We start from the raw sequence: 22755 nt of genomic DNA, 5'->3' as shown, positions 1-22755 counted from the left end.
CGCATGAAACTCACCGTCGACCAGCTTCACATCACGCTGGACCGTCGCCCGATCCTGCACGCCGTGAGCCTGGAGGCCCGCAAAGGCGACATCGTCGGCCTCGTCGGCCCCAACGGCAGTGGCAAGTCGACCCTCTTGCGCGCCGTCTACCGCTCGCTCCGCCCTGCGGACGGTGTGGTCAAGGTCGGCGACGACGACGTATGGGTCCTGTCCGCCCGCACCGCGGCCCGCCGCACCGCCGCCGTCCTGCAGGACGCCACCGGCAACACCACCGGCCTGACGGTCACCGAGATCGTCGCGCTCGGCCGTGCCCCGCACCACGGGCTCCTGGGGCGCGACGGCGCCGAGGACCACCGCGCGGTGGAGGAGGCCATCGACCGGTGCGGCGTACGACCGTACGCGGACCGGGACTACGCCTCCCTGTCCGGAGGCGAGCGTCAACGTGTCCTCCTGGCGAGGGCCTTGGCACAGGACCCCCAGCTGCTCGTGCTCGACGAGCTGACCAACCACCTCGACATCCGCGCCAGGTTCGAGCTGCTGGACCTGATCCGCGCCACCGGCGTCACCACGCTGGCGGTCCTGCACGACCTCGACCTGGCCGCCCGCCTCTGCGACCACCTGGTCGTGCTCCACGAGGGAGCAGTGGTCGCGGCGGGTCCGGTCCTGGAGGTGCTCACCCCGCAGCTCCTCGCCGACGTCTTCGGAGTACGGGCGTCCGCAGAACGGCACGCCGACGACGTTGTCCGCATCACCTACGCGGCTCAGCCTCTCGCCCGCGAGGAGGGCACGGAAGAGGACGAGATCCGAGATGCGACCTGGGGGAGGGGTCCTAGGTCCAACGCCTGATCGAAAGGTGACGTTCTTACTGGTAGCGTGCAGCTGCAAGTCATTCGCAATAACGTCGGAGGACGTTGGACATGGCGCTTTACACGCTTCCGGAACTTCCGTACGACTACTCGGCGCTCGCCCCGGTCATCAGCCCGGAGATCATCGAGCTGCACCACGACAAGCACCACGCGGCGTACGTGAAGGGTGCGAACGACACCCTGGAACAGCTGGCCGAGGCGCGGGACAAGGAGTCGTGGGGCTCGGTCAACGGCCTGGAGAAGAATCTGGCCTTCCACCTCTCCGGCCACATCCTGCACTCGATCTACTGGCAGAACATGACCGGCCCGAAGGACGGCGGCGGCGAGCCCCTCGCCCAGGACGGGGTCGGTGACCTGGCAGACGCGATCACCGAGTCCTTCGGCTCCTTCGCCGGTTTCAAGGCGCAGCTGTCCAAGGCCGCCGCCACCACGCAGGGCTCGGGCTGGGGCGTGCTCGCCTACGAGCCGCTGAGCGGCCGCCTCATCGTCGAGCAGGTCTACGACCACCAGGGCAACGTCGGCCAGGGCTCCACCCCGATCCTGGTCTTCGACGCCTGGGAGCACGCCTTCTACCTGCAGTACAAGAACCAGAAGGTCGACTTCATCGAGGCGATGTGGCAGGTCGTCAACTGGCAGGACGTCGCCAAGCGCTACGCCGCCGCCAAGGAGCGCGGCGACAGCCTGCTGCTCAAGCCGTGATGCCGTAGCCACACGGATGTCCTGCCCGTGATCGTCTTCTCCCCTTCACAGGCAGGCCTTACAAGGGAAGGCTCCCGCGAGGATCTGCCTCGCGGGAGCCTTTCGGTTGTCATGCATGGTCGTGAGACCGGGGCACATCGAACATGCGGGACAGCGGCACGCTCGGCGTTTCGGCCACCGCCGCTCCAGACCGCGGCCCAGGGGTCGCAAGGGTCGATGCAACCCGCAAGCTCCGGCGCGCGCTCAACCCCGGGGTTACCAACACGACCGAAACACATGTGTTCGAAATTCTGGCCGGCTCGTTGAGCCGAAGGAGCAGCCACACCACCGTCAAGGGGGACCACGTTGACTTCGGCCAGGACGCGAACACACAGGGCGCAAACACACAGGGCGCAAACACACAGGACACAAACACATGCGACTCCTCATGGCGTAGCACCGAGTGAGGAGTACTCGCATCGCGACGCGTCCAGGCGGCTGCCCACGCCGGCTCTCCGGGCGCTGAGCCGGCCGGGGCCAGGAGGCGCGCGGTGAAGAGGTTCTTCGGACGCGTGCGGATGGCGGAGCCGGAGGTCTCCGACGCCGAGGAGGAGCTCTTCGGCGGTCCTCTGCGCTACGACCTGGGCTGGTCGGAACACGAGCGTGCCCGGCTGGACTTGACGATGATGTCGGCTCTGCGCTCCATGCCCAGGCTGGTCGGGGCGACCTTGCGGATGGCGTGGCAGGCGGACCGCCGCGCGCTGCTCACGGTCGCGATCAGCGAGATCGGACAGGGTTTCGCCGCAGCCATCGGGCTGCTCGCGGTCAACGCCGTCATGCACGCGCTGCTCGGCTCCGGCACCCCCGGGCAGCGGCTGCACGCGGTTCTGCCCGGACTGCTCGCCGCCGCCGGAGCGGCCGTGGTCAACTCGGGCCTGGCCGGATGGTCCACCTCGCGGGCGGGCCGGCTGGAGCCGCTGGTCGAGCGGATCGCCACGACCCAGTACCTGGCCGCCGCCGCATCGGTCGAACTGGAGGCCATCGAGGACCCGGACTTCCGGCGGTTGATCGACGTCGCCCAGTACGGCGCCGGATCCGCCCGCCGCATGATCAGCGCCTGCGTCGCCGCGCTGAACGGGACCATCTCCCTGATCTCCACGGCCGGCGTGCTCACCATCCTCCACCCGGTCCTCCTGCCGATGCTGATCCTGATCGCGGCGCCGCGCGGCTGGGGCGCGATGCGGGTGGCGCAGGAACGGTACGTGTCGGTCATGAGCTGGGTCGAGCACGTGCGGGCCAGCCGCCTCATCGGCAACCTGCTCACCGAGCGCACCGCCGCCCAAGAGGTGCGCATCCACGCCGTCGGGCCGTTCCTGCTCAGCCGCTACGAGCGGATGGCCGAGAGCGCCGAGGCCGAGCAGGAGCGCCTGGCCACCGGCAAAGCCGTCACCGAGTGGGTGGCCGCCGCGCTGTCCGGACTCGCCATGGCGGCGACGTACGCGGCCATGTTCTGGCTGATCATGAGCGGGCACATGAGTCTGGCCGTGGCCGGGACCGCCGTCATCGCCGTCCGGTCCGGCTCGGCGAGCCTGGGCGCGCTGGTGATGAACGTCAACCAGCTGCACGAGGAGTCCCTCTACGTCCGCGACCACGCCCGGTTCCTGGACGAGGCGGCACTACGCACCATCCCCAGCGGGGGCGATCCCGTCCCGGCCGAGGTGAAGCAAGTCGTCCTCGACCGGGTCGGCTACCGCTACCCGGACCGGGACGCCCCCGCCCTGGACGAGGTGTCCCTCACGCTGCCCATGGGCTCGGTCACCGCCGTGGTCGGCGAGAACGGCTCCGGCAAGAGCACGCTGATGAAGGTGTTGTCGGGCCTGTTGCTGCCGCAGAGCGGGACCGTGCGGTGGGGTGAGGCCGACATCGCTTCGCTGGACCGCTCCGAGGTCTTCGACCGTGTCGCGCTGCTCACCCAGGACTTCCAACGCTGGCCCGTGACGGCGGCGTTGAACATCCGGATCGGCCGGCCCGGCCGGGAAGCCGGCCCCGACGACCTCCAGCCGTCCGTCGACTACGCGGGCGCCGGACCGGTCGTCGCGAAACTCCCCGACGGCCTGCGCAGCCTCCTGGCCCGCATGTTCCGCGGTGCCAGTGAACTGTCCGGCGGCGAATGGCAGAAGATCGGGCTCGCGCGAACCCACTGGCGCAGCTCCACCTCGGACGACGACGGCGTGCTCATCGTGGACGAGCCCACCTCCGCCCTCGACCCGGAAGCAGAGATCGCCGCCTTCGACCGCATCCGCCGACTCGCCGCCCCCAACCGGGCCGTCGTCCTCGTCACCCATCGGATGTCCGGCGTCCGCCACGCCGACCGCATCCACGTCCTGCACCACGGACGGCTCGTCGAGCACGGCAGCCACGACGAACTCATCGCCGCCCAAGGGCGCTACGCCTCGATGTTCGCCGCACAAGCCGCCCAGTACGCCCCTTCGGGCACCATCCCCCGCCCTGGCTCACCCACCGTCGCAGATCCCGCATGACCTGGGAAAGCATGGCGCGGCACCCTGCGTCAAAATCCCGGCCGTCCCGCCCACCGGCAAAGGAGCCGCATGGCGATCACCCCAGCCGCCGCCGACTACTGGGAGCCGCTCTGGGCCGGCGGACGCCGGTATCGAGAGGTCACCAGCACCGAGGCCGCGCTGCTCGCCGACCATGTCGGACCGGGCCGCGGACGCCCGGCTCTCGACATCGGCACCGGCGAGGGCTCCCTCGCCCGCCACCTCCACCAGCTCGGTTACCGCACCACCGGCATCGACTTCGCGCCCAGCGCCATCGCAGCAGCCCGGAACACCCAGCAGAGCGAGGGGCCGGCCTGGCACCTGATGGACTTCACCTCCGATGACCTCAGCACCCTGCCGGACCCCGCGTATGCGGTCGTCACCTGCCGCCTGGTCTACCGCTGGATGGACGACAAGGCGGGCTTCCTCGACCGCGTCCGACAGGTCCTGGCGCCCGGCGGGACCTTCTGGGTCGTCACAGAACTCGCCGGCCGTCGCAAGGAGAACGATCCGTACAGGCACCTCGGGATCACATCCGCCGAGGCCGAGATCCTCACCGCGGGCTGGTCCGTCGTACGCGCCGCCGATCTCGACGTGCTGCGCTGCTACGCACTTCGCCCCTGAACTCAGCATGGAGGCCCACGTGTTGGACGCCAAACAGCAGACCCGCCTCGCCTGGGACGCCTACGGAGCACACCACCTGGGGCGCGGTACGCCCCTGACCGAGGTGGATCGGATCACCTGGGGCCCTGCCGCGAACGCGCCGGGGGACGCCGTCCTGGGGGACATCAGGGGCCTGCGCGTCCTGGACATCGGTTGCGGCCCTGGTCGGCACGCCGCACACCTGGCCCGCACCTACGGTGCGCAGGTGGACGGCGTCGACGCCTCCCTCAGCCAGATCGAGAGGGCGCGCGCCCGCTACTCCGAGGTGCCGGGACTGCGGCTGGTCCACGCCGACGCCGTCGAGCACCTGGGCACGGCGGCGCCGTACGACGTGATCTATTCCCTCAGCACCTTCCACTTCCTCGACCCGCACCGACTCCTGCCCGCCCTGGCCACCGCTCTCAAACCGGGCGGACGGCTGTGCTTCACCGTGCTGCACACCAACTCCGCCGGCGACGGCCCCACCTCGACCGTCACCCCACGCCCGGAGATCCTGCGCCTGGCCGGCGGCGACGATCTCACCGTGCACATGTGGGTACTCACAGCGGAGTTGTGGGAAGACCTGCTCGTCCGGTACGGCTTCCGCGTGCAGGGCAGCACCGTCCTCGACGCGCCGGAGAAGGACAACCACGCCTCCTACCGGCTGTTCCAGGTCCACCGACCGGCCCGGATCACCGCCCGTCCCCGCACCCCGAAACCACCCCTCGCCCACGCGGCCGTCGGCGTCGGGGCCGTGCTGCTCGGGCATCAGGGCCTTCTCCTCGGCCGGCACCGGCTGGGCACACGAGAGCTGCCCGGCGGGACCGTGGAGCCGGGCGAGTCACTGCGGGAAGCAGTCGTGCGCGAACTCGCCGAGGAGACCGGCCTGTACGCCGACCCGGCCGACGTCCGCCTTCTGGGCATGTTCCTCGATCAGGTCGGCGATGTCGTCCGCATCACCTTCGGCGCGCTCGTCACCCGCTGGCGGGGCGAGCCGGCCGACCAGCCCGGCGAGAGCGTCGGCGACTGGCGCTGGTGGCCGCTGGACGCCCTGCCCCCGGACCTGTTCGAGTGCAGCGCCCAGATCCTCACCGCATGGCGCCCCGGTCTGCCGATCGACCACGCCCCCGCCCACTTCACCCCCATCACCGACCCGTCCACCACCCCCGCCGCGCGACCCGCTCCCTGAACGGGCAGGACCGCACGGACGACCAGACCGTGGCCCCCACAAGCCCCTGCAAGGACGAACTCATGACCACTCCACGCCGAGCCACGCCCGCCGACGCCGAAGGCATCACCCGCCTGCGGTCCGAGCTGATCCTCTCCCGACCGCTCGACTCAAACTGGCTGTCCCTCTGCCGAGACCAGCTGGCCGAACGACTCCAGCCCGGTGGCGACGCCCGGGCCTACGTCGTGGACGCACCGGAGGGAGGAGTCGCCACCTGTGCCCTGGCCCTGGTCAGTCCCGTACTGCCCGCCCCGCGGTACCCAAAGGGACTGTCCGCGCGCATCCAGGCGGTGGCCACCCGCCCCGGCCATCGACGCCGTGGCTACGCCAGGGCCGCCCTCACCGCACTCCTCAACGACCTGGAGCAGGAAGGCGTCACCCTCTTCGAACTGCACGCCAGTGACGAGTCCAGGCCCCTGTACGAGGGGCTCGGATTCGTCAGCGATCCGGCACTCATGCGCAGAACCGCACTACCTCCGCAATCCCACGGCCGGCACAGGTACGGCGCTGCGACCGACGACTGGGACACGATCCTGCGTCTGGCCGGCACGTTCAGCTGCCTCGACACCGAGAACGGACTCGCACCGGAGGAGCAATGGACCCTGCAAGTGCTCAAGCTCGCCGAAGAGGTGGGCGAGGCTGCACAGGCCGTCATCGGCGCCCGGGGCACCAACCCGCGGAAGGGCCACAGCCACACGTGGACAGACGTCCAGGACGAGGTGGCCGACGCCGTCATCACCGGCATGGTCGCCCTGGCACGACTGCGTCCCGACGCACGTGAATACTTGTCTGCCGTCCTGGCCCGAAAAGCCGTGAAATTCCTTCCGGCACAGGATTCCAGCGACGAGGTGCTTCGCTGACGCAGCCCTGCCACCGTGCTGCCCGCTCCGGAGAAACTCCGCAAGACTGGCCTGGATCAGGCGACAATGATCACCAGCCGCCTGTACGCATTACCCGGGGAGGTCTTGTGAGTCCGAGTCCGCGTGAAGTGTTTCTCCGGCTTGTTCATGGGGTCGCGGCCGGGAACTTCGATGAGTTGCCCGACCTGTATGGCGAAGTCACCGATGTCCGCCATCCGATGGCGACGCCGGAGGCCGAGCCGTTGACGACTCGGCGCGCACTCCAGGAGCATTTCACGGTGCCGCCGGAAGCTCGGGAGTCCTTGCCGAAGAGGCGGGTCGTCGATGTCGTCGTTCACGAGACCGCCGATCCTGAAGTGATCGTCGCCGAGTTCGCCTATGAGTTCACGTTGCCGGACGACTCCATGAGCAAGGTGCCCTGCGTCTTTGTCATGCGTGTCCGGGACGGTCGGATCATCGAGTCACGCGATTACATCGACCCGATCCGTACGTACACGGCACGCGGGGACCTCGACCTCCTCATCGCGTCGTTGCGGAGGGATGCGTCCTGACGTCCGGCCCCACGACCCTCGCCGAAGGCGGGAGGCGGGCCCTGGCGGCGACACCCCCTAGGGCCACCACCCGCTGACGGGGTTCGCCGACCACGGCCGCGGCGGCTCCGAGGAACCGGTGTCTTGAGATCGTCTTTATTCACCGTCAGGCTCGGGCTCAGCTGCGGGAGCGGTGTGGATTCAGCGCCGGCGCGACCAGTGGCGCCTCCAACACCTTCCTGTACGGCTCCAAGGTCGGCCACGACATCGGCCCCGACTGACGCAGCAGTTGCGCCCACGGAGGCGGGGTGTCACGAGCGCTGTCGAATGTGAACGCAGTCCCGTTACACGCCGGCGAAGGGGTCGTTGACGAATCATGAGCGATCCATACGACTCTCCTATTGCCGTCACTGGGCGCGACGACTCGAACAAGGCCGTTGTGACAGCCGTGCGACAGCTCTCCCGCGGCACCGTCTGGACGGTGCAGGACAAGGTGCCGTTCGACTTCGCCGCCCATCACCCCCAGGGCATCACCCGCGGTCAAGACCACCGGCTCTACGTGTCGACCGCCGAGATCATCGAAGCGACAAGGCCGTACGACAAGCCCGTGGACGGCTACGACCGCACGCCCGGTCGTGGCGTCGGGCATGTGTTCGTCACCGACGCCGAGGGCGCGGCGCTGGGTCACGTCACCGTGGGCGAGGACACGGTCTACCACCCCGGCGGCATCGACTTCGACGGTGAATCCCTCTGGGTCCCGACCGCTGAGTACCGGCCCGACTCCCGTTCCATCGTCTACCGCGTGGATCCCGGCACTCTGGCCGTCACCGAGGCGTTCCGCTTCGACGACCACATCGGGGGCATCGTCCGCGACCGCGAGACCGGCCTGCTGCACGCCGTGACGTGGGGATCCAGGCGGCTGCTCACTTTCACCGCCGAAGGGCGGCTCGTTCATCGGGTCGACAACAAGAGCCACTTCGTCGACTACCAGACCTGCGTCACGGCCGGCGGCGGTCACATGGTGTGCACCGGTATCGCGGAGTACCCGCTCGCGGGCACCGGCGTCTTCAGTCTCGGTGGTATCGCTGTCGTCGACATCGAGTCGGGCCGGATCGAGCACGAGGCTCCGGTGACGACCCTGTCTCCGGCCGGCCGTGTCGTCACTTACAACGCGGTCCATCTGGAGATCGACGGCAGCACCCTGCGGATGTTCGCCGCACCCGACGACGGCGAAGCGGCCGGCGACTCTCACCTGCTCACGCTTGAGACACCGCTTGCATGACCCTTCTGGCCGTGCTGGTCACGCCCGTACGGCCAAGAAGTAGCGCCCGACGTACATCAGTTCACCGTCCAGTTCCGTGCTCAGGCTCTCAGGGGTGAAGCGGCGCCGGAAGATCGGGTAGGTGTTCCCGTCGACGGTTCGCAGCTCCGTCTGCTCCTCGTGCAGGTCGCCGTCACTGCGCAGGTCGATCACGATCAGCTCGCGGGCCGTACGCCGTGCTTCGGCAAGAAAGACGGCCCGCTCAGGCGGTCTGAGCAGCCCGTAGAAGTTGCCCGTGACGATGCGGTCCAGGCCACCGGTGATGAACGGCAGCGGCGGGAACAGTGCCTGCACCCTCCGGGCCTGCGGCACCCGTACGTGCGTCAGCTGAAGCATCTCCGCACTCTGGTCCAGGGCGACGACGTCGCCGCGCAGGAACTGGGTCCACACGCCCGTCCCGCAGGCGACATCCACCACTCGCCCCTGCGGCAGGGCGTTGAGCAGCTTCCCGATCTCGGCCGTCTCCCGGTCCAGTCCGGCGTTCACCATCTCGTCCCCGCGATAGCTGGTCTCGTCGTAGACCGGGGCACGATGCCGGTAGTACTGCTCCCGCACTAAGTCACGCATGGCCCGAGAGCTACCCCCGAGTGAACACAGCGCAAACCGCGACCCGTTGCCCGGCATTGGATCGGCCGAACTCGCGTGCCGGTAATCGGCGGCAGCTCCACGCGACGGCAAGCGGCTGGTCGCCGCTCTCGCTCTGGCCTGGGCCACTCAGGTCGCAAACCCGTTCATGCGATCACTCGATGCGGTAATGCGGGCAACGCGGAGTGATCGCGCGGTCATCCTGTGATCAGCAGCGCCGCGAGCCGGCGTGTGCCGCATCCGACCGACAATGCAGGGGGATCGGTATGGCATGTACTCCGACAAGCGGCCGGGGTCTGGAGGAGCAGGCAGTGCTGGTCGTCGCGGGTCTGGCGGACCTGGCGGTGAGCGCCACCGGCTCGGCGGCCGGAACCGTGCAGCAACTGCTGCGCCGGTCGGACGGCCCCGAACTCGTCCGGGATGCGCAGCAGGACCTGATGGCCCGCGGCCGTATCGCCCTGGATCGCGCCGCATCTGCTTCCCCGGCCCACCTGGAGGTGCTGGCCCAGCACGCTGTGGCCCGGCAGGCGGCGGCCGCCGGCGATGTCTGACCGCTGGGATCCGGCCGGGTTCAAAGACCGTATCGACGCCCTTCTGGACGACTTCCTGACAGGCGAAGCCGATCAGCTTCTCGCGATTGACGACGCTCTGCAGCCGGTCGCCGAGCAGTTGCAGGTGGCCGCGAGGCACGGCAAGCGCCTGAGGGCGGCATTCTGCTACTGGGGGTGGCGTGCGGCCGGCCAGCCGGACAGCGATGCCCTGATGCGTGCGGCTGCCTCCATGGAGCTCGTCCATGCCGCGGCGGTCGTCCACGACGACATCATCGACGACAGCCCACTGCGTCATAACCTGCCCACCGTTCACATCTCCCTGCAGGCTCCCCTCGCCGGGCGTCCACAGGCGCGCGCTGCCGCCCGCTCGCTGGCCATGCTGGTCGGGGATCACCTGATGGCGCTGGCGGGGCAGCTGTTCGCCGCCAGCGGCCTTCCCGGCGCCTACCTGGCCAGGGCCAGGCCGATGTGGGCGGAACTCGCGCGGGAGCTGATCGCGGGCGAATGCCTGGAGATCCTGAGCACGGGCGCCCACCCGGACCCGGACGTGTCCCTGAAGGTCGTCCGCTACAAGACGGCCAAGTACACCGTCGAGCAGCCCCTGCTCATCGGTGCCCTGCTCGCGGGCGCCTCCCCGGAGCTGCGGGCCGCCCTGTCCGCGTACGGGCTTCCGCTGGGGGAGGCATTCCAGCTGCGCGACGATCTGCTGGGCCTCTTCGGCGAACCGGAGCGCACGGGCAAGGCCGGCCTGGACGACATCCGCGGAAACCGCCCCACCGCGCTGCTGGCCATGACCTGGCAGGCCGCTCTTCCCGCACAGCGTGAGCGTCTGGCCGGCGTGCTGGGGCGCCGTGACCTCAACGAGGAGCACCTGCGGGACGTACGCGAGCTGATGGTCGAACTCAAGGCCCCGGAACAAGTGGAAAACATGATCGCCTCCCGAGTATGGGAAGCCGTCGGCCGCCTGGAGGGGCTCGACATGTCTCAGCAAGTACGGCGAGCCCTGACCGCTCTCGCCCACTCCGCCACCGACCGCCGCAACTGACCAGTTCCGCGCAACGGCCAGCGCACACCACCGTGCAGCCTGTCGAGAAGGACTGCTGACATGACCTACACCGAAGCCTCGATGAACGCCCTGCGCCAGTCCGGCGACGAACTCGCCGACGCCGTCGTGACCACACTGTTCGAGCGGGGGGAGGTCGGCAAGTTCAACACCCTGATGCGCTACGTCTCCACCGCCGGCTCCCCTCTGCCCGATGGACTGCCCGAGGTCGCTCGCGAGTACCTCCAGACCACCAGCGTGCCCCCGTCCTGGGTGGACTGGGGCGAGATGGAGAAGGCCCGGCTGTTCTTCATCGACAACAACGTGCACATCTCCACCGCTCTGTCCTTCGCCTCCATGCCCGCCTGCTACGTCGTGCCACACGTCGCGAAGCTGCTGTCCGCCACACATGGGCTGAACTACCCGTCCAAGCGGATGGCGGAGACGGGCCAGTTCACCGTCTACCTGATGCAGCCCGACGCCTTCGAAGCAGGCAGCCGCTTCATCCCCGCAGCGCAGAAGGTTCGTCTCCTGCATGCCTCCATCCGCCACCACCTCAAGCGCGAGAACCGCTGGGACACCGAAGCCCTGGGGACGCCGATCTGCCAGGAGGACATGATCGGCGGGCAGATGTTCTTCTCCCTCCTCGTCCTGGACAGCCTGCACCGGCTCGGGATCCACATGTCCACCGAAGGCGCCGAAGCGTACTTCTACGCATGGCGCGTGGTCGGCGCCATCCTCGGTGTCGACCAGGACGCCGTGCCCAAGTCCCTGGAAGAGGCCCGGCAGTTCCTCGACCTGTACATGATCCGCCACATGGGCCCTTCGGAAGAAGGCGCCCATCTGACCCGACAACTGATCGACCTCTACGAGGAGGTCGTCCCCGGCACCTTCTTCGACCCCATCGTCTCCGCCCTCCTCCGCCACCTCGTCGGCGACACCTGCGCCGACTGGCTCCGGGTCCCCCGCACCGGCTGGGACAACGTGGTCAAGATCGTGCCCAGCCTGCTCGGCGTGCTGGAGACCATCGAGGACAGCTCACCGCTGGGCGCGTGGGCCCTGGACCGCCTCGGCCACCTCACCACCGTCTTCGAGCTGTCCTCCCTCACCCGCGGCCGCGTCATGCACTACGCCATCCCCGAACAGCTGAAGAAGGACTTCGGCATCAGCAGCAACGTGCCCCCCACCCACCGCTGGACTCCTCCCGCACCCACCGTCGCGCCCTGACGGTGCTCTGCAGAAGGCGAGAACCCAACCAGCCGACCCCACACCGGAAAGGCGCCCCGGCCAGAACGGACGGCCGATCGACAGGCCGCCCACCACGGTGGTGAGCCGCAGCCGCAGGGCGCGGGCGTAGGGGGTGAGCGCGTCGGTGACCTGCTGGGCCAGTTCCCGGGTGGGGACGAGGGCGAGCGGCTGCCGGGGCTGGGCCCGCTGCCCGTCCGGACGGGCCAGTACCGGCAGACCGAAGGCGAGCGTCTTGCCCGAGCCGGTGCGGCCCCGGCCCAGGACGTCCCGGCCGGCCAGTGCGTTCGGCAGCGTGGCCGCCTGGATCGGGAAGGGCATGAGGGTGACCGGCAAGGTGAATTCCCGTCGGCGGCGGGCGGCCGCACGAGGGTTCGCAAGAATGAGCCGAAGAAAAAAGAGCCGGAAAACGGGAAAATCAATGAGCTGGGGCCCGCACTCCAAGAGTGCGGGCCCCAGCCACGTGATGTGCGAGCCACCGGCTCGCGACGATTCGCGTCAGCGTCAGGCGGGAACGATGTTCTCGGCCTGCGGGCCCTTCTGGCCCTGCGTGACGTCGAAGCTAACCTTCTGGCCTTCCTGAAGCTCGCGGAAGCCACCGTTGCTGATGATGTTCGAGTAGTGGGCGAACACGTCAGCGCCGCCACCGTCCTGCTCGATGAAGCCGAAGCCCTTTTCCGCGTTGAACCACTTCACGGTGCCAGATGCCATATCGAATCTCCCTTGGGGGGCAGTGTCGACACCGCACTTTGCGGAGCCGAGTCGCCGCGATGATCACCCCTCCGGAAAGATCCGGAAAGCTTTGCAAAGAAAAAATCTCTGGCAACCAAAACTGCAACTGCTCTCACGTTAACACAGGCCGGGTGGAGACGGTCATGCGTTTTCGGGAACGTCCGGTAATTATTCTCCTGTATCGGGCTGTATTTCTGTAGTGGCGGGACTAGGTATCTGCGCAGTGCTCGTCCGGCTTCGGGCGGCGATGCGCGACTGGCGGCGGGAACAACGGCGGTGGCCGCCATCCGAACGCAGAGGAACGATCAGTCCGACTTCACCGACGGCTCGGAGGAAGGCGGGGGTGGTGCCGAGAACGTCCGCCGCCCGTCCGATGGTATAGGCGGGGTAGTCGTCATCGCCGAGGTTGCCCCCCAGGCGTCCTGCGCGCTGGCGTACGCGGGGAAACGGTCGAGGAGACCGGCGCAGCGAAGGACCAGGTCCGTCGCGTGGTTGCCGTAGACGATGCGCAGCCAGCCGCTCCGGGCGCGGCAGTCGTACCAGGCATCGCACAATGGCGTCAGGATGCTGCAGTCGGTGAAGACTGCCTCGCTCAGGTCCACGATGAGGAGGAGCCGTCCGGGCCGGGCCGCGCGGGCTTCGGCCAGGGCGCGGGCCAGGGGCGCCACGGTCTGCCCGTCCAGTCCGCCGTGTGCGCGGACGATGCGGCATTCCTCGAAGAGTGCGGGCGCTCCACCTTGCGTGGTCAACGGCTCGCGCAGGGACCGGGGGCAAGGCGGGATGGCAGTGCCGCCGTGGGCGCCCCAGGGCCGGCGTGCCTCATTCCGCCTCCCCTGTCGTGCCCCCGAGGCGATCGGTCTCGGCGAGGGCCGGCATGCGCGCGGCGGTCAGCGGGTTCTCGGGGTCGGCCGCGGCGGCCAGCAGCCGGGCGGCTGTTCCGGCCGGCTCATCCGGCGGGACGACCAGGCGAGGCGTGGGCATGCGGTACGTGTGCGCGTCGGCGAGGACGCGGCTTCGGCCGGTGTTCCGCCGGGTTCCATCGTGCGGGTCCCGTCCCGGGAGACGTCGGACGACTGCCCGTTTCGTCACTCGCCGGGAACGGCACCGCCGGTCGCGCTGCGCGAAAAGCTCTGTGCCTCCTCTGGCTTCACCCCGTCCTCCTGTTCCTCCTCTGCCTCCTCTTCCTCCTCCAGTTCCTCCATCAGACGGATGCCCTCATGCGTCAGCGAGACGGTGGCGGGGGTGTGGTGTGATGTCCAGTCCACGCTGATCAGACCCTCGTCGGTCAGATAGGCGCAGGCGGCGGCGAGGTCCTCGTCGGGCAGGGCCAGCTCGGCGCGCAGCGCCGATCCATTGACCTCGGGGCGGTTGCGCTCGACGGCCCCGTACAGGGATCGCAGGACCGCCTTCCGGTTGTTCTTGCGTTCGCGGAGTTTCGTCATGGCTGTCGTTCTCCGGTTTGACGGCCGCGCGGGGACGAGGCGACGGCGGATCCTCGGGCTGCTCGGATCCGCGTCACACCTCGTCGGCGTGTGTCTGTGTCTGCTCTGTCGAGGTGCTGGTCGTGAGCCAGGACTGTGCGGGTTCCGCCGCTTGAGCGGTGTCGAGGGTGATGTGGAGCCGGGTCCCTCCTGCGCGGCCCGCGGGATAGCTGCGCTGCTCGGTCGAGGCGAAGCAGCGCCGGAGCACTTCGGCGACGCGCCGGGCGACCTCCGGCGTCGCGGCCACGATGCGGACCTCGGCCTGGCCTTCGGAGGGAAAGGGCTCGTGCTTCATACGGACCTCCTGGCAGGTGAGGGTGCAACCCCGACCGAGGTCGCTGCCCGACGCCCGTCTCGGTGCGGGCTGCGGCGCGTCACCACGGCCACCCCCCCTTTTGAAGGGTATGCCGGGCAAGGGAGCGTGCGTGCCACGACCGACCCCTCGCGGAAGAACCGGTGCTCTCCCGGCGGGCTGTCGCAGTCGTCGGCCGCCGCCGCGCCACCGTGGCGGGCCCGGCCGGGAGTACGGTGGAGACACCGAGGGCATGCCGCGCACCGGCTCCGGCACCGGTGCCACTCTCGGTGATCGGCGACGCCGGGTCGGCCTGGTCCGCGCCCGGGGCAGGGTTCGACCCATGAGCGCGCACATGCTCCTCCCGACGACCTCGAACCTCCCCGCGCCCCAGCCGGCACCGGGCAGGTCGTACACGCGCAGGCCGGGCCGACCGATGCGGGAGCAGGGATCCTCGCCCCACGAGGGAGAACGCCTCCGCCCGCTGACGCGCGGCCAGGTCGAGGACCGCCTGCAGGAGCTGGGCGACCTGTACGCGGAGGTCTCCGGCGGCGGCCCATGGGCGTGGAACGAGGCGCGTGCCGCCTTTCTGCGACACCTCGCGGCCGACGCACGACGACCGGGGTTCTCGCTGCTGATCGCGGAGACCACGGTCCTGACCGGATGCGCCTACGGCTTTCCCGTGGGCGGCGCCGGGCCGTGGTGGGCGGGCTTCGACGGAGACGTTCGGGAGAGCCTGCTCCGCCGCGTCGCCCCCGGGCGGCTCTTCGTCGTCTCCGGGATCGTCGTCCCGTCCCGCGTGCGCCGGGAGAACCAGGGCCGTGCCTGGAACCTCGCCCGGCGCCTGCAGCGGCGACTGCTCGCCGACCACGGCGCCGCGCTCGGAGTCACGTTGGTGGAAGCCTGGGACGTCGGGATGGTTGAGACGCTGAGGGCGTGGGGGTGGCGGAGCGCCGGAGACGACACCCGCACGGCTGGAGCGCCCGGCTCGTGCCGCGTGCTGGTGCTGACTGCGGGGGCGTGAGCAGTGCCGTCATCGATCACGGCCCGCCCCGGTCAGCGCACGGACAGGCGCCGGGCAAGGAGGGCGGTGTCGTCGGTGCTGCCGGGTGGCATCCGGGCGGACGGCTGGTCGCACAGGGGGTGCAGCGGTTCGTGCGCGAGGGCGAGGGCATGGCGGCGCCGTCGGCCGAGCCCGCTGTCCAGGTCGCTGCCCGGAGCCTCGATCAGGCCGTCGGTGTACGGCAGGAGCGCGGATCCCGGCGGCAGGGCGCGAGCGGCACTCGGATATGACTGCCGACGCCCAGGTGGGTTCCGAGAATCAGTCCCTGCCCGGCTTCGAGGTACTGCGCGTTCCCGCCGGGGGTCAGCGGCAGGGGAGGCCGGGTGCCCGGCACTGGTCCGGCGAAGCGTCCAGGGGCCGGTGCCTGGGCCTTCCAACCGGGGCGAGGACGAGGGTGGCCATCGGCACGGTCGTGAAGGCGTGCATGGCGTCGCCCGAGCAGCCGACCCCTCCGAACGAAGGCACCCCCCGGTGCGAAATACTCTACTGATGAGTTCACGCACTTCCCCGGTCAGTCAGCCGATCACCATACGGAGGGCCGTCGCGCGGGATGCCAAAAGGCTCACACGGCTCGTGCGTGGCTCAGGCGCCTACGAGGGCAAGTACGCAGCCGCAGTCGCGGGCTACCGGGTCGGCCCTGATTACATCGAGGCCCACCGCGCCTTCGTAGCCGTCGGCCCCGACGAGCATGGAGGCCGGGTCCTCGGGTTCTACTCGCTCGTCCTCGCTCCACCGGAGCTCGACCTGCTGTTCGTCGCCGACGAAGCGCAAGGACGGGGTATTGGACGACTGCTCGTCGCGCACATGCAATCCGAGGCCCGTGCCGCCGGGCTCGACCGTGTCATGGTCGTGTCGCACCTTCCCGCCGAGGACTTCTACCACCGCGTCGGTGCCATACGGATCGGGACCGCCCTCGCGAACCCGCCCGCGGTCCCGTGGGACCGTCCCGAATTCGAGTTTCGCATTCCTGCGGAATGACGCGGTGTGCCGGTTCGCAGGGCACCGCCTTCGCCTGCATGGCGCGCTCCGTGTCGGCCGTCGTCTCTGCCGTCGTCTCTGCCCCGGCGAGGGGATCGCCTGCGTCGGCGGCCTCTCCCTCACCCGAGGCCGACGATCTGGAAGAGGCGTGCGGCGGCCCCGCCCGGGGAGTCCGTCGCGGGCGGGGCAGGGGCCGGAACGGGGACCGTGCCGCCGGGCTATGGCTCAGGCGTCGATGATGACGGGGATGATGAGGGGCTTGCGGCGATAGGTGCGGAACGCCCAGTTCGCCACGGCGCGGGCGAGGAGTTGTTCGAGTTGGCGCGCGTCTCCGACGCCTTCCTCGGCTGCGGTGGCCAGGGTCTTCTCGATGACGGGGATGACCGGCTCGAAGGTGGCGTCGTCGTGGACGAAGCCCCGGGCCAGGAAGTCGGGGGCCTCGGCGAGGGCGCCGGTGTCCGCGTCGACGATCGCCACCACCGTGACCACGCCTTCGGCGGCGAGGGTGAGGCGGTCCTTGAGGGACGCTTCGGTGGCGCCTCCGACTTCCATGCCGTCGACGTAGACGTTGCCGGCGGGGACCTTGCCGGTGATGGACGCGCGTCCGTCGACCAGGTCGACGACGACGCCGTCCTCGGCGATGACGACCCGGTCGGGGTCGACACCGGTACGGATGGCGAGGTCGGCGTTGGCTCGCAGGTGGCGCCATTCGCCGTGCACGGGCATGACGTTGCGGGGCTTGACGATGTTGTAGCAGTAGACGAGTTCGCCGGCGCTGGCGTGCCCGGAGACGTGCACCTTGGCGTTGCCCTTGTGGACCACGTGGGCGCCCCACCGGGTGAGTCCGTTGATCACCCGGTAGATGGCGTTCTCGTTGCCGGGGATGAGGGAGCTGGCGAGCAGGACGGTGTCGTCCTTGCCGATGCGGATCATGTGGTCGCGGTTGGCCATCCGTGACAGCGCGGCCATCGGTTCGCCCTGGGAGCCGGTGCACACCAGAGTGATCTTGTGGTCCGGGAGCTTCTCCAGCTCCTTCGTGCTCACGACCAGACCGGAGGGCACCTTCAGATAACCCAGGTCACGGGCGATGCCCATGTTGCGGACCATCGACCGGCCGACGAAGGCGACCTTGCGGCCGTGCTGGTGGGCGGCGTCCAGGACCTGCTGGATGCGGTGCACATGGCTGGCGAAGCTGGAGACGATGACCCGGCGCGGCGCGGTGCGCATCACCTGCTCGATCGCCGGGTTCAGCTCTCGCTCGGAGGTGGTGAAGCCGGGTACTTCGGCGTTGGTGGAGTCGGTGAGGAACAGGTCCACGCCCTCCTCGCCGAGGCGGGCGAAGGCGCGCAGATCGGTGATGCGGTCGTCGAGAGGGAACTGGTCCATCTTGAAGTCGCCGGTGTGCAGCACCATCCCGGCCCGGGTGCGGATCGCGACCGCGAGGCTGTCGGGGATGGAGTGGTTGACCGCCACGAACTCGCAGTCGAAGGGCCCGAAGCCACGCCGGTCGCCCTCCCGCACCCGCACCGTGCGCGGCCGGATGCCGTGTTCCTTGAGCTTGGCCTCCAGGAACGCCAGCGTCAGCTTGGAGCCGACGACGGGAATGTCGGACCGCTCCCGCAGCAGGTACGGCACGCCGCCGATGTGGTCCTCGTGGCCGTGGGTGAGTACTACGGCCACGATGTCGTCCAGCCGGTCCCGGATCGAGGTGAAGTCCGGCAGGATCACGTCCACACCGGGCTGGGTCTCCTCGGGGAACAGTACGCCGCAGTCGACGATGAGCAGCTTGCCCGCGTGCTCGAAGACGGTCATGTTGCGGCCGATCTCACCCAGGCCGCCCAGGGCGATGACCCGCAGCCCTCCTTCGGGAAGGGGCGGTGCGGCCTTCAGCTCGGGGTGCGGATGACTCATACCCTGACGGTACCCGGAGATCGGGACAGGGCGATCCACTGCCTGTGTGATCCAACGAGCGCTCGATACGACCCGACGCCGGAGACGTACTGGCGCTCAGGTCGGCAACCGTCTCATCTGCCCGCTGCCCGCTGCCCCGGCCCCAGGACAGGAGGGCCTCCTGCACGGGGTAGCGGGCCGGCCCCGGTCAACCTGCTCTCCACCGACAGCATCACCGAGGCGCGCACCGGTGAAGACCGCACCGGCCGGCCCGTACGGGGACGAAACCCTGCTCGCCTTCGCCGCCGACCACGCCGGCAAGCCCCCGCCCGCTGCGATCCAGGCCCTGACCGGCCTGCTGCACAGCTTCGGTGACGGCCGCTTCGACGACGACACCGCACTGCTCGGCCAGATCTTCCCCATCCACTGCGACAGGGAGACCATCCCCCATTCCTGAGGACGGAGTGGGCTGACCGGGCAATGACGCAACAGGTGCATGGCCCTTCACAGGTGTCGCCGTGGGTCAGGCGTGCCCGGGCCGGTGGGGCCCTCGCCCACTACGCGGCAGCGCAGCCCAGGTGGGCCGAGATGTCGTCAGTGCCCGAAGGCGTCCTTGGCCTTCTCCTTGGCCTCACGGGCATCGGCCGTGCTCTTTTCCGCCTGTCCTTCGGCGGCCATGCGGTCATTCCCGATGGCGCTTCCCAATTGCTTCGGTGCTGTTTTCGCTGTAGCCCACCCGTGCCCCGGCTCTCCTTGCACAAACGGGCAGAGCTGCGGAATGAAGGAGCAGTGGCGGGGCATACGGCGGCTCAGGAGGTCGATAATCATGATTCCCTTGCTGCTCGTTCTGCTTCTCGCACTCGTCCTTTTCGGTGCCGGTTTCGCTGTCAAGATGCTGTGGTGGGTGGCCCTCGCCGTCCTGGTGCTGTGGCTGCTCGGCTTCGTCATGCGCTCCACGAGCGCCGGGGGTGGCCGCGGCCGCTGGTATCGATGGTGACCTGACCGGTACTCACCCCTTCGTAGGGCCTGGCTGATACCGGCCAGGCCCTACGGGCTTGGCTGACGCTCGCACAATGAAAGAGCGTCAGAAGAGTCTGAAGGGAAAATGGTGAATGTGATGCGGTGGAGGCAGGACGGGTACGCGCTGAAGAAACCTGCGCGGCCCCTGGCTATTCCTGCCTCCGCTTATGTCGCCTGTCCTGGTGTGGGCGGTTGGAAGCAGGCGGTGACGTCTTTGCCGCGGGGGCAACGGCGGACCTGCCAGCCGTCGGAGAGGGCGTCGACCAGGAGCACCCCGCGCCGCCCGACGCTGCCGTCATCTGCGTGGCATTGCTGGGGCAACTGCCACGCCTCCGGATCGAGGAGGGCGACCTCAGCGTCCGCGACGCGCTGCCGCTCCCGGCGCCACGTGCAGGCGTAGGGCATCCAGTGCTTGCATGACCGGTGTGGCAGGGGTTGGTGGCGGTGGGCCCAGGTGATGACGGCCTCGGCGACGGTGTCAGGAGGCACTCGAGCTTGCCGCACTCCGTGATTCTGTGGCGCATCCCGCTGGGGCAGCGTGCGGCCGGTTCGGTCAGGCGGCGAGGGCTTCGCGATCCTCCTGGATCTGCGGATCGCCGGTGATCTGGTGGAGGTCCAGGTGTGGGACTCCGACCCAGTGCTGCCGGTCTCCTCGACTCCGTGGGGCACGCCGTCGGCGGCCGACGCCACTACTGTTCGCCCCCTGACGCCCCCGACCGGGGCCTCATTCGAGGACCCCGACGCCACTGCACCCGTGATCCGCTTACTGGCCTGTGCCGACGGGGCGCCGCCCCGGTGCCGGTCGCAACCCCTGCTCCACCCGCAGCACGAGGGCCGCAGGCCGACTCCGGAACGCAGGCGGGTTCTCCGGCCGGACCGGGCGGGTGTCCTCCCAGCGGGGAGACGTGCCGGCTCACAGTCCTGCCCCTCGATCGCGTGGTGGCAGGCATGGGTGGAAAGTGAAGGGGTAGCCGAAGCGTCGTCGGCCGTTTCACAGCGGGCCGTGGCACGAGTTCGAATCCGGGAGGGGACCTCATGGCGCTCATGAGCACGCTGGACACGCAGACCACCGAGCTGCCCGAAGTCGCCGACCCCACCCGGGTGGCGCCCAAGGATGCCCGCGAACTCTCCCGGTTGTTCTTCGAGCAGCTGGCAGTGCTGGAGGAGGGCACGCCCGAGTACAGCTACGCGCGCAGCACGCTGATCGAGATGAACATGTCCTTGGTCCGTTACGCGGCCGGCCGGTTCCGCAGCCGCGGACCGGAGGAGATGGAGGACATCGTCCAGGTCGGCATGATCGGCCTGATCAAGGCGATCGACCGGTTCGAGCTGTCCCGCGAGGTGGAGTTCACCTCCTTCGCGATCCCCTACGTCGTCGGGGAGATCAAGCGGTTCTTCCGCGACACCACCTGGGCCGTGCACGTTCCCCGGCGGCTGCAGGAGGCCCGCGTCCAGCTCGCCCGGGCCACGGAAGAACTGCGAAGCCGGTTGGGTCGCACGCCGACGGTCAAGGAACTGTCGGAGCTGATGAGCCTGCCCGAGGACGAGGTGATGGAGGCCCGTCTGGCCGCGAACGGCTACAACTCCTCCTCCCTGGACGCCGCCATCGGCGGCAGCGAGGACGGCGAGAGCGTCCTCCAGGACTTCATCGGCGTCGAAGACACCGACCTGGAGTTGGTGGAGGACTTCCACTCCCTGGCCCCGCTGATCGCTGACCTGGATGAGCGCGACCGGCAGATCATCCACATGCGCTTCGTGGAAGAACTCACCCAGGCCCAGATCGGCGAGCGCCTGGGCGTCTCCCAGATGCACGTCTCCCGGCTCCTGTCCCGCTGCCTCGCTCGCCTGCGCGAGGGCCTGCTCCCCACCGGCTGACAGCCGGCTGTCAGCACCCGGCCTGATGCCCGCCACGACCGTGGCGGGCATCAGGCGTCATCTGGCGCCACGGCCCCGAGGCCAGGGGCGCAAGGCGTCGCGAGCGGTGGGGTGACAGGCTACGACGTCATCGAGACCGACGATCTGGAAGAGACGTTGATGCCGCTGGAGTCCATGAACGTGACGTGGTCGACGTCCAGCACCGTCCGGTACGAGGCGACGCCGTGAGCAGCTGCGGCATCGAGAAGTGGAGGGGCCCTGTCCCGGTCGATTTCGCCGCAGACTCTCACCACGCTGAGGCCCTCGAAGCAGGCGCGGGGATGGTCCTGGCACCTACACGAGTGTTGTGGTGCCCCGGGCGCCGCGATGGAGTTCAGGGTGCGGCCGGCCCCTCGGCTGGGCCTCCGAGCGGATCGTGCACCCTGACCCAGCTGGTGATCAGCGAGCTGGTGGACTGCCGTGCAGGCAGGGGGACCGCCATTCGAGTGGGCACTCCTTCTGCTTTACCTGCGGTAGAGGCACACACACCCTCCATGGAGAAAAACTGTCATGGCGACAGTAGACATCCCGCCGATGCGGGGTTAGCGTTGTCTCCGTACCCAGAAGTCGAAGTAGGTACAGCAGGCACGAACTGCTGTACAGGTAGACCAGAAGGACACGGCCCCAGTGGGGCTGTGAGCAACACCCGCGGTATCCGCGCAATCGAAAGGTAAGGAGCAGAACGCCATCAGGATCGCCCGGGCGAGGAAGCAGTCCGCCCGGGTACGACGCAAGGCCCCGGATTGGAAGGTGGTCCCCGGTCACGCATTCGCGATCCCCGCAGCCCCGCCCTCCCAGGCGGCACCTGCGGAAAAAGAAGGCCGGCGCGGAGCGCCGGTAGATGGTGTTGAAAGCTCGGGGCCCGGGTGCCGTACTGGCACCCGGGCCCCCCGACGCGTCCCCGAAAGAAGAGGTCTATGCCGCCTGCCGGTTCCCGTCCCGTCGGCCCTCTCGACGATGACGACTACCCCGCCTACACCATGGGCCGGGCCGCCGAGATGCTCGGCACGACCCCTGCCTTCCTCCGTGCCCTCGGTGAACACCGCCTGATTACCCCGCTGCGCTCCGAAGGCGGCCATCGCCGCTACTCCCGGTACCAGCTGCGCATCGCCGCCCGAGCCCGCGAACTCGTCGACCAGGGCACCGCCATAGAGGCCGCCTGCCGCATCGTCATCCTCGAAGACCAGCTTGAAGAGGCGCAGCGCATCAACGAGCAACTGCGCGCCGAGGGCGGCAGGCCTCAGCCGAAGACATCAGCCTGATCAGAACGCCCGAACCT

Annotated in this window: 25 protein-coding genes and 3 pseudogenes; 17 read left to right on the top strand and 11 right to left on the bottom strand. The window is 69.2% G+C overall.

What is annotated here, in order from left to right; genetic code table 11:
• Positions 1 to 3: 3 nt before the first annotated feature.
• From ACIGXP_RS07720 to ACIGXP_RS07685, 8 genes are all read left to right on the top strand, one after another.
• Positions 4 to 846: an ABC transporter ATP-binding protein gene (locus ACIGXP_RS07720; RefSeq protein ID WP_363218577.1), complete on the top strand. Its 843-nt coding sequence runs from the start codon at positions 4 to 6 to the stop codon at positions 844 to 846.
• Between the two features lie 71 nt (positions 847 to 917).
• The gene (locus tag ACIGXP_RS07715; RefSeq protein WP_363218576.1) at positions 918 to 1565 is read left to right on the top strand and encodes a superoxide dismutase; all 648 of its coding nucleotides are present in this window, start codon (positions 918 to 920) and stop codon (positions 1563 to 1565) included.
• Positions 1566 to 2095: 530 nt separating this feature from the next.
• On the top strand, positions 2096 to 4084 hold the full coding sequence (locus ACIGXP_RS07710; RefSeq protein ID WP_399765231.1) for an ABC transporter ATP-binding protein: 1989 nt from the start codon (positions 2096 to 2098) through the stop codon (positions 4082 to 4084).
• 69 nt (positions 4085 to 4153) lie between these two features.
• Positions 4154 to 4726, top strand: a complete 573-nt coding sequence (locus ACIGXP_RS07705) for a class I SAM-dependent methyltransferase (protein WP_399765228.1) — start codon at positions 4154 to 4156, stop codon at positions 4724 to 4726.
• Positions 4727 to 4745: 19 nt separating this feature from the next.
• On the top strand, positions 4746 to 5933 hold the full coding sequence (locus ACIGXP_RS07700; protein WP_399765225.1) for a bifunctional class I SAM-dependent methyltransferase/NUDIX hydrolase: 1188 nt from the start codon (positions 4746 to 4748) through the stop codon (positions 5931 to 5933).
• Positions 5934 to 5995: 62 nt separating this feature from the next.
• The gene (locus ACIGXP_RS07695; protein ID WP_399765222.1) at positions 5996 to 6832 is read left to right on the top strand and encodes a GNAT family N-acetyltransferase; all 837 of its coding nucleotides are present in this window, start codon (positions 5996 to 5998) and stop codon (positions 6830 to 6832) included.
• Positions 6833 to 6939: 107 nt separating this feature from the next.
• A complete protein-coding gene (locus tag ACIGXP_RS07690) occupies positions 6940 to 7383 on the top strand; it encodes a nuclear transport factor 2 family protein (RefSeq protein WP_399765219.1) in 444 nt (147 codons plus the stop codon).
• A 418-nt stretch (positions 7384 to 7801) separates the two neighbouring features.
• The gene (locus ACIGXP_RS07685) at positions 7802 to 8644 is read left to right on the top strand and encodes a DUF6454 family protein (RefSeq protein WP_399765216.1); all 843 of its coding nucleotides are present in this window, start codon (positions 7802 to 7804) and stop codon (positions 8642 to 8644) included.
• An 18-nt stretch (positions 8645 to 8662) separates the two neighbouring features.
• On the opposite strand, the gene ACIGXP_RS07680 is transcribed toward ACIGXP_RS07685, so the two are convergent.
• Complete coding sequence (locus tag ACIGXP_RS07680) at positions 8663 to 9250, bottom strand: class I SAM-dependent methyltransferase (protein ID WP_399765213.1); 588 nt, start codon at positions 9248 to 9250, stop codon at positions 8663 to 8665.
• A gap of 284 nt (positions 9251 to 9534) precedes the next feature.
• On the opposite strand from ACIGXP_RS07680, the gene ACIGXP_RS07675 reads away from it, so the two are divergent.
• From ACIGXP_RS07675 to ACIGXP_RS07665, 3 genes are read left to right on the top strand one after another with little or no spacing between them, the layout of a single operon-like run.
• On the top strand, positions 9535 to 9819 hold the full coding sequence (locus tag ACIGXP_RS07675) for a polyprenyl synthetase (protein WP_399765210.1): 285 nt from the start codon (positions 9535 to 9537) through the stop codon (positions 9817 to 9819).
• Positions 9812 to 10864 carry a polyprenyl synthetase family protein gene (locus ACIGXP_RS07670; RefSeq protein ID WP_399765207.1) on the top strand — a complete coding sequence of 351 codons (1053 nt, stop codon included), beginning with the start codon at positions 9812 to 9814 and terminating at the stop codon, positions 10862 to 10864. The genes ACIGXP_RS07675 and ACIGXP_RS07670 overlap by 8 nt, the downstream gene beginning before the upstream one ends.
• 60 nt (positions 10865 to 10924) lie before the next feature.
• Entirely contained in the window at positions 10925 to 12088 is a 1164-nt protein-coding gene (locus ACIGXP_RS07665; protein WP_399765204.1) for an oxygenase MpaB family protein, read from the top strand.
• A gap of 69 nt (positions 12089 to 12157) precedes the next feature.
• Here the strand turns inward: ACIGXP_RS07665 and ACIGXP_RS07660 are convergent.
• The 7 genes and pseudogenes from ACIGXP_RS07660 to ACIGXP_RS07630 all read right to left on the bottom strand — a co-directional run.
• Positions 12158 to 12427 (bottom strand): annotated as a pseudogene (locus tag ACIGXP_RS07660) (DEAD/DEAH box helicase); the annotation flags it as partial.
• A gap of 183 nt (positions 12428 to 12610) precedes the next feature.
• Positions 12611 to 12817: a cold-shock protein gene (locus ACIGXP_RS07655; RefSeq protein WP_067116135.1), complete on the bottom strand. Its 207-nt coding sequence runs from the start codon at positions 12815 to 12817 to the stop codon at positions 12611 to 12613.
• 252 nt (positions 12818 to 13069) lie between these two features.
• Positions 13070 to 13213: pseudogene (locus ACIGXP_RS07650) on the bottom strand (MerR family transcriptional regulator); the annotation flags it as partial.
• Positions 13144 to 13587 carry an STAS domain-containing protein gene (locus tag ACIGXP_RS07645; RefSeq protein WP_399765200.1) on the bottom strand — a complete coding sequence of 148 codons (444 nt, stop codon included), beginning with the start codon at positions 13585 to 13587 and terminating at the stop codon, positions 13144 to 13146. The gene ACIGXP_RS07645 and the pseudogene ACIGXP_RS07650, both read right to left, overlap by 70 nt.
• A gap of 70 nt (positions 13588 to 13657) precedes the next feature.
• Positions 13658 to 13819 (bottom strand): hypothetical protein, encoded by a 162-nt coding sequence (locus tag ACIGXP_RS07640; protein ID WP_399765197.1) that lies wholly within the window; start codon positions 13817 to 13819, stop codon positions 13658 to 13660.
• A gap of 104 nt (positions 13820 to 13923) precedes the next feature.
• Positions 13924 to 14280 carry a hypothetical protein gene (locus tag ACIGXP_RS07635; protein ID WP_399765194.1) on the bottom strand — a complete coding sequence of 119 codons (357 nt, stop codon included), beginning with the start codon at positions 14278 to 14280 and terminating at the stop codon, positions 13924 to 13926.
• A 73-nt stretch (positions 14281 to 14353) separates the two neighbouring features.
• On the bottom strand, positions 14354 to 14614 hold the full coding sequence (locus ACIGXP_RS07630) for a hypothetical protein (RefSeq protein WP_351812883.1): 261 nt from the start codon (positions 14612 to 14614) through the stop codon (positions 14354 to 14356).
• Between the two features lie 340 nt (positions 14615 to 14954).
• Between ACIGXP_RS07630 and ACIGXP_RS07625 the strand changes: the two genes are divergently transcribed.
• On the top strand, positions 14955 to 15635 hold the full coding sequence (locus ACIGXP_RS07625) for a hypothetical protein (protein WP_399765191.1): 681 nt from the start codon (positions 14955 to 14957) through the stop codon (positions 15633 to 15635).
• A gap of 32 nt (positions 15636 to 15667) precedes the next feature.
• Here the strand turns inward: ACIGXP_RS07625 and ACIGXP_RS07620 are convergent, their stop codons facing one another.
• Positions 15668 to 16177: a SpoIIE family protein phosphatase gene (locus ACIGXP_RS07620; protein ID WP_399765188.1), complete on the bottom strand. Its 510-nt coding sequence runs from the start codon at positions 16175 to 16177 to the stop codon at positions 15668 to 15670.
• Here ACIGXP_RS07620 and ACIGXP_RS07615 point away from each other — a divergent pair.
• Positions 16164 to 16652, top strand: coding sequence for a GNAT family N-acetyltransferase (locus tag ACIGXP_RS07615; RefSeq protein WP_363218566.1), 489 nt, complete (start codon positions 16164 to 16166; stop codon positions 16650 to 16652). The genes ACIGXP_RS07620 and ACIGXP_RS07615 overlap by 14 nt on opposite strands.
• Positions 16653 to 16877: 225 nt before the next feature.
• Here ACIGXP_RS07615 and ACIGXP_RS07610 read toward each other — a convergent pair whose 3' ends face one another.
• Positions 16878 to 18563, bottom strand: a complete 1686-nt coding sequence (locus tag ACIGXP_RS07610; protein WP_191878267.1) for a ribonuclease J — start codon at positions 18561 to 18563, stop codon at positions 16878 to 16880.
• Between the two features lie 192 nt (positions 18564 to 18755).
• On the opposite strand from ACIGXP_RS07610, the pseudogene ACIGXP_RS07605 reads away from it, so the two are divergent.
• Positions 18756 to 18999 (top strand): annotated as a pseudogene (locus ACIGXP_RS07605) (SpoIIE family protein phosphatase); the annotation flags it as partial.
• 137 nt (positions 19000 to 19136) lie between these two features.
• Here the strand turns inward: ACIGXP_RS07605 and ACIGXP_RS07600 are convergent.
• Positions 19137 to 19247: a CsbD family protein gene (locus ACIGXP_RS07600; protein ID WP_399766141.1), complete on the bottom strand. Its 111-nt coding sequence runs from the start codon at positions 19245 to 19247 to the stop codon at positions 19137 to 19139.
• A gap of 121 nt (positions 19248 to 19368) precedes the next feature.
• Between ACIGXP_RS07600 and ACIGXP_RS07595 the strand changes: the two genes are divergently transcribed.
• From ACIGXP_RS07595 to ACIGXP_RS07585, 3 genes are all read left to right on the top strand, one after another.
• Positions 19369 to 19539, top strand: coding sequence for a hydrophobic protein (locus ACIGXP_RS07595; protein ID WP_399765183.1), 171 nt, complete (start codon positions 19369 to 19371; stop codon positions 19537 to 19539).
• A 1058-nt stretch (positions 19540 to 20597) separates the two neighbouring features.
• Positions 20598 to 21437: an RNA polymerase sigma factor SigF gene (locus ACIGXP_RS07590; protein WP_399765180.1), complete on the top strand. Its 840-nt coding sequence runs from the start codon at positions 20598 to 20600 to the stop codon at positions 21435 to 21437.
• Between the two features lie 956 nt (positions 21438 to 22393).
• The gene (locus ACIGXP_RS07585) at positions 22394 to 22738 is read left to right on the top strand and encodes a MerR family transcriptional regulator (protein ID WP_399765177.1); all 345 of its coding nucleotides are present in this window, start codon (positions 22394 to 22396) and stop codon (positions 22736 to 22738) included.
• Positions 22739 to 22755: the final 17 nt, after the last annotated feature.

The sequence above is a fragment of the Streptomyces sp. NPDC053069 genome (assembly GCF_044546895.1).
In the GTDB taxonomy this organism is placed as follows: domain Bacteria; phylum Actinomycetota; class Actinomycetes; order Streptomycetales; family Streptomycetaceae; genus Streptomyces.
This window is presented reverse-complemented; position numbering and strand designations above follow the sequence as displayed.

Bases quoted from the DNA above. Each gene is read 5' to 3' on its own strand.
- ACIGXP_RS07655 (WP_067116135.1), bottom strand. From the start codon at position 12,817: ATGGCATCTGGCACCGTGAAGTGGTTCAACGCGGAAAAGGGCTTCGGC.
- ACIGXP_RS07610 (WP_191878267.1), bottom strand. From the start codon at position 18,563: ATGAGTCATCCGCACCCCGAGCTGAAGGCCGCACCGCCCCTTCCCGAA.
- ACIGXP_RS07630 (WP_351812883.1), bottom strand. From the start codon at position 14,614: ATGAAGCACGAGCCCTTTCCCTCCGAAGGCCAGGCCGAGGTCCGCATC.
- ACIGXP_RS07640 (WP_399765197.1), bottom strand. From the start codon at position 13,819: ATGCCCACGCCTCGCCTGGTCGTCCCGCCGGATGAGCCGGCCGGAACA.
- ACIGXP_RS07615 (WP_363218566.1), top strand. From the start codon at position 16,164: ATGAGTTCACGCACTTCCCCGGTCAGTCAGCCGATCACCATACGGAGG.
- ACIGXP_RS07670 (WP_399765207.1), top strand. From the start codon at position 9,812: ATGTCTGACCGCTGGGATCCGGCCGGGTTCAAAGACCGTATCGACGCC.
- ACIGXP_RS07590 (WP_399765180.1), top strand. From the start codon at position 20,598: ATGGCGCTCATGAGCACGCTGGACACGCAGACCACCGAGCTGCCCGAA.
- ACIGXP_RS07585 (WP_399765177.1), top strand. From the start codon at position 22,394: ATGCCGCCTGCCGGTTCCCGTCCCGTCGGCCCTCTCGACGATGACGAC.
- ACIGXP_RS07720 (WP_363218577.1), top strand. From the start codon at position 4: ATGAAACTCACCGTCGACCAGCTTCACATCACGCTGGACCGTCGCCCG.
- ACIGXP_RS07705 (WP_399765228.1), top strand. From the start codon at position 4,154: ATGGCGATCACCCCAGCCGCCGCCGACTACTGGGAGCCGCTCTGGGCC.
- ACIGXP_RS07635 (WP_399765194.1), bottom strand. From the start codon at position 14,280: ATGACGAAACTCCGCGAACGCAAGAACAACCGGAAGGCGGTCCTGCGA.
- ACIGXP_RS07665 (WP_399765204.1), top strand. From the start codon at position 10,925: ATGACCTACACCGAAGCCTCGATGAACGCCCTGCGCCAGTCCGGCGAC.
- ACIGXP_RS07695 (WP_399765222.1), top strand. From the start codon at position 5,996: ATGACCACTCCACGCCGAGCCACGCCCGCCGACGCCGAAGGCATCACC.
- ACIGXP_RS07680 (WP_399765213.1), bottom strand. From the start codon at position 9,250: ATGCGTGACTTAGTGCGGGAGCAGTACTACCGGCATCGTGCCCCGGTC.
- ACIGXP_RS07675 (WP_399765210.1), top strand. From the start codon at position 9,535: ATGGCATGTACTCCGACAAGCGGCCGGGGTCTGGAGGAGCAGGCAGTG.
- ACIGXP_RS07625 (WP_399765191.1), top strand. From the start codon at position 14,955: ATGAGCGCGCACATGCTCCTCCCGACGACCTCGAACCTCCCCGCGCCC.
- ACIGXP_RS07595 (WP_399765183.1), top strand. From the start codon at position 19,369: ATGATTCCCTTGCTGCTCGTTCTGCTTCTCGCACTCGTCCTTTTCGGT.
- ACIGXP_RS07715 (WP_363218576.1), top strand. From the start codon at position 918: ATGGCGCTTTACACGCTTCCGGAACTTCCGTACGACTACTCGGCGCTC.